Source organism: Streptomyces spongiae (genome assembly GCF_009377185.1).
GTDB lineage: Bacteria > Actinomycetota > Actinomycetes > Streptomycetales > Streptomycetaceae > Streptomyces > Streptomyces spongiae.
Window position 1 is genome coordinate 1 of sequence record NZ_VJZC01000755.1, and the last position, 4,124, is coordinate 4,124.

The 4,124-nt window shown below is 68.5% G+C and carries 4 protein-coding genes; 1 reads left to right on the plus strand and 3 read right to left on the minus strand.

Translation table 11 applies throughout. The features are described from left to right. Positions 1-1,454: MFS transporter (locus FNH08_RS46065; RefSeq protein WP_152777665.1), on the minus strand; the 1,454-nt coding region annotated here is incomplete at its 3' end. 97 nt (positions 1,455-1,551) lie between these two features. Between FNH08_RS46065 and FNH08_RS46070 the strand changes: the two genes are divergently transcribed. Next, the gene (locus FNH08_RS46070; RefSeq protein ID WP_152777667.1) at positions 1,552-2,136 is read left to right on the plus strand and encodes a TetR/AcrR family transcriptional regulator; all 585 of its coding nucleotides are present in this window, start codon (positions 1,552-1,554) and stop codon (positions 2,134-2,136) included. 277 nt (positions 2,137-2,413) lie between these two features. Here the strand turns inward: FNH08_RS46070 and FNH08_RS46075 are convergent, their stop codons facing one another. Together FNH08_RS46075 and FNH08_RS46080 are read right to left on the minus strand one after the other, a co-directional pair. Further along, positions 2,414-3,286 (minus strand): substrate-binding periplasmic protein, encoded by an 873-nt coding sequence (locus FNH08_RS46075; RefSeq protein ID WP_228034790.1) that lies wholly within the window; start codon positions 3,284-3,286, stop codon positions 2,414-2,416. A gap of 30 nt (positions 3,287-3,316) precedes the next feature. Continuing rightward, positions 3,317-4,093, minus strand: coding sequence for an amino acid ABC transporter ATP-binding protein (locus FNH08_RS46080; RefSeq protein ID WP_152777671.1), 777 nt, complete (start codon positions 4,091-4,093; stop codon positions 3,317-3,319). Between the last annotated feature and the right edge of the window lie 31 nt (positions 4,094-4,124).

Sequence of the window (4,124 nt, forward strand, 5' to 3'; positions counted from 1 at the left end):
GCAACAGCCGCAACCAGCAGAACCCCCGCCCCCGCGACAGCCGCCCCGTGCATCCCGCTGGTGAACGCCTCCCGCGCGGCCGCCGCCAGGGCGTCCCCCGCGCGCCCCGGCAACTGCTCGGCCACGGCGAGCGCACCGCCGAGGGTCTCGCGGGCGGGAGCGGGCGCCGAGGGGGGCATCTCGTGGTGGTAGACCGCCGTGCCGATGGAGCCGAGCGCCGCCATGCTCAGCGCACCGCCGAACTCGGAGGAGGTCTCCACGAGGGACGAGGCGCTGCCCGCGTTCTCGACGGGCGCCGTACTGATGGCCAGATCGGCCAGCTGGGCCGTGACGGCGATGACCCCGGAGGCCAGGACACCGCTGGCGGCGAGCACCAGCCAGAGGGAGTCCGTGCCCGCCAGGACCAGCAGGCCGTAACCGCACGCCGACGTCGCGAAGCCCCCGGCCACGACGTACGCGCGAGGCACACCTCGCTGCAGCAGCTGGGCCGAGACGGGCCCCGCGGCACCGATGAACACCGACGGCAGCAGCGCCCACAGCGCGGCCTCCAGTGAGCTCTTGCCGAGGACCGACTGGCAGTACTGGGTGGTGAAGTACGCCGAGCCCATCATCCCGAAGATCGCGACCATGTTCAGCAGGACCGCCGGGGTGAAGCCGTGGCCGTGGAACAGCCGCGGCGGGATCATCGGGGACGCGGAGGTGCGCTGACGGTGCACGAACAGCGCGGCGAAGAGCAGGCCCACCGTCACCGACATCACGTACCGCACGTTCCAGCCCTCGGCCGCCGTCTCCTTCAGGCCGTAGATCACCGGCAGGACCGCCGCAAGCGACAGCGGCACGCTCAGCAGGTCGAAACGGCCGGCGTTCGGGTTCTTCGATTCGGGGAGCAGGATCGGGCCGAGGACCAGGAGGAGCGCCATCGCGGGCAGGTTGACCAGGAAGACCGAGCCCCACCAGAAGAACTCGACCAGCACACCGCTCATCACCGATCCCAGGGCGACGCCCGCCGTCATCACACCGGACCAGAGTCCGATCGCCTTCGTCCGCTGGCCCGGGTCGGTGAACATCGTGCGGACCAGCGCCATCGTCGACGGCATCAGGGTCGCCCCGCCGATGCCGAGGACCGCGCGGGCCGCGATCAGGGTTTCGGCGGTGTGCGCGTACGCGGCCACCAGGGACGCGGCGCCGAACGCGGCCGCGCCGATCAGCAGCAGCCGGCGGCGGCCGATGCGGTCGCCGAGCGAGCCCATCGTCATCAGCAGACCGGCCAGTACGAACGCGTAGATGTCGAAGATCCACAACTGCTGGGTGCTGCTCGGCTCCAGGTCCGCGCTGATGGCGGGGATCGCGAAGTACAGGACGGAGACGTCCATCGAGACCAGCAGCAGCGGAAGCATCAGCACGCCGAGAGCGGTCCACTCACGACGGCCGGCCCGGGTCGGGTTCGTTGTCATGCCGAGGAATGTACGGCCGTATTAAACGCGCGTATAGTACGAGCGTATAAATCAAGCGTCTAGGACGGTTGTATGTATCGGAGGTACGCTGGCCCGCATGGGACACCGTGAGGATCTGCTCGAAGGCGCCAAGCGCTGCCTGCTGGAGAAGGGCTTCGTGCGCACGACGGCGCGCGACATCGTCAAGGAGTCGGGGACGAACCTCGCGTCGATCGGCTACCACTACGGTTCGAAAGACGCGCTGCTGGCGGAGGCGTACCTGGCACTGGTCGGAGACCAGGCCGACGCCTTCGACGGGGAGGGGGCCGGTCCGATCGTCGCCGCGCCCGGCTCGATCGAGCGGTTCCAGGAGGCGTGGGCGAACATCATCAGCACCATGCGGGGGCCGGGTTCCATGTGGCGGCTCAGCATCGAGATCGTGGCGATGGGCGACCAGCTGCCCGCGGTGCGCGACCACCTGGCGTCGCAGCAGCGGGACGCGGCACGCGCCCTCGTCGCGCTGTTCTCGGGCATGAAGGAGGACGGCCTGTCGGACGAGGTCCTCGACACCCAGGGCAAGTTCTACGTGACCCTGATGACGGGTCTCATCGCGCAGTGGCAGTTCGACCCGCAGAACGCGCCCGAGGCGGACGAACTCACCGAGGGGCTGCGCCAGGTGATCGAGGCCGCCCAGCGCGGATGACCCGCTGGTTCAGTCCGTGTGGAGGTCTCTGCTCAACCGTTCCCGGCCGCCCTGAACGTCACCCGAAGCCGCCTCGGGACACGAACGGCGCGGAAGACGTGGCCTTCAGCCCGGACGGCCGGCTCATCGCAGGCAGCGGCCTCAAGTGCCCGGTGCGGCTGTGGAAAACGGGGTGACCGCGGTTGACGTACGTGACAGCACCCCCCCCGCATGGCTTGGAGGTGCTGAATCGGTCGGTGGGGGCGCCGACCTCTGAGGGGGCGCCCCCACGGCCGTGTCACTTCTCGGAAGGGGCCAGGCTGGTGTTCTTGACCTGCTTCGCGAGCCCGGGTCGTTCCTTGATCAGGTCGGCGTTGATCGGGTCGTGGAAGTACTTCTTGTAGAGCTTGATGTAAGTACCGTCGTCGATCATCGCGTTGATCTGGGTGTCGATGTCCTTGAGCAGCTTCGGGTCACCGTCCTTGCGCATGGGGAAGGCGGTGCCCTGGGGGGCTTCCCGTGTGACGGCGATGCGTACCGGCGACTTCGCGGCGTATGTGTCCGCGACGCCACCACCGAGAATGGCAGCGTCGACGCTCTTGGAGAGCAGCTGGGTGACGAGCGCTGTGTGGTCCTTGAACTTCACCTTACGCACGTCCGGCATGCGCTTGTCCATATAGTCCTCCTGCACTGAGCCGCTGACGACCCCGACCCGCTTGCCGTCGAAGTCCGACAGCTTGGTCTGCTTGTCGCCCTTCTGGGTCAGGATTTTGGTGAAGCCCCAGTAGTACGGGGTGGTGAAGTCGACCTGCTTCCTGCGCTCGGGGGCGGCGATGAACCCGCCGACCCCGATGTCGCACTGGTTGGCGGTCAGGCCGGTGAGCGCGCCCTGCAGGCTCGTGGCCTTGTACTGGACCTTCACGCCGAGGCGCTTGGCTGCCTTGTTCATCAGATCGATAGCGAATCCGCTGGGCTTGCCCGACTCGTCGGTGACCGAGAAGGGCGGCTGCTCGGACACAGTGCTCGCGGTGATCACACCGGGCTTGACCAGGTTCTTGTACTTGGCTGCTCCGGAGTCCGCTGCATTGCTGTCGCCGCCGCAGGCGGTGAGGGGGAGCAGCAGCGCGGTGGTGACGGCGCCGACGAGCAGTGATCTACGAGGTGTGCGCATGGCTGGCACTTTCTGTGCTGGGAGGGCGGTTCAGAGGATTTGGGAGAGGAATTGGCGCAGCCGGGGGTGTTCGGCGCTCTCGAAGATCCGGTCGGGGGTACCGATCTCGGCGAGGCGGCCGTCGCACATGAAGGCGACGCGGTCGGCGGCCTCCCGGGCGAAGCCCATTTCGTGGGTGACGACGGCCATGGTCATGCCGCCCGATGCGAGGTCCCGCATCACGGCGAGCACGTCTTTGACCAGTTCGGGGTCGAGCGCGGAGGTGGCCTCGTCGAAGAGCATCACCTCCGGCTCCATGGCCAGAGCGCGGGCGATGGCGACGCGCTGCTGCTGCCCGCCGGAGAGCCTGCCGGGGCGCTGGTCGGCGAAGGCGCCGAGGCCCACCTCCTTGAGGCGGAGCCGTGCGATCTCGCGGGCCTGCTCGCGGCCCATGCCCTTGACGGAGGTCAGGCCGAGGGTGACGTTGCGCTCGACGCTCATGTGGGGGAAGAGGTTGAAGTGCTGGAAGACCATGCCGATGCGGGAGCGTGCGGCGTCGACGTCGGCGTGCGGCGCGGTCAGACAGGTTTCGCCGAGCCAGATCTCACCGCAGTCGGGCGTCTCCAGTAGGTTCAGGCACTTCAGCAGGGTGGACTTGCCCGAGCCGGACGGGCCGATCAGGCAGAGGGTCTCTCCGCGCTGCACATCGAGGGTGACCTCGCATACCACGGTGTTGGAGCCGTAGCTCTTGCTGAGCCCTTTGACCTGCAGGGCGGCGGCGGGGGCGTCCGGTGTCCGGGGCGCGGCTTCGGTCTCGGCTTCGGGCAGGGGGGCGACCGGGTTCGGACCAGCGGTGGCG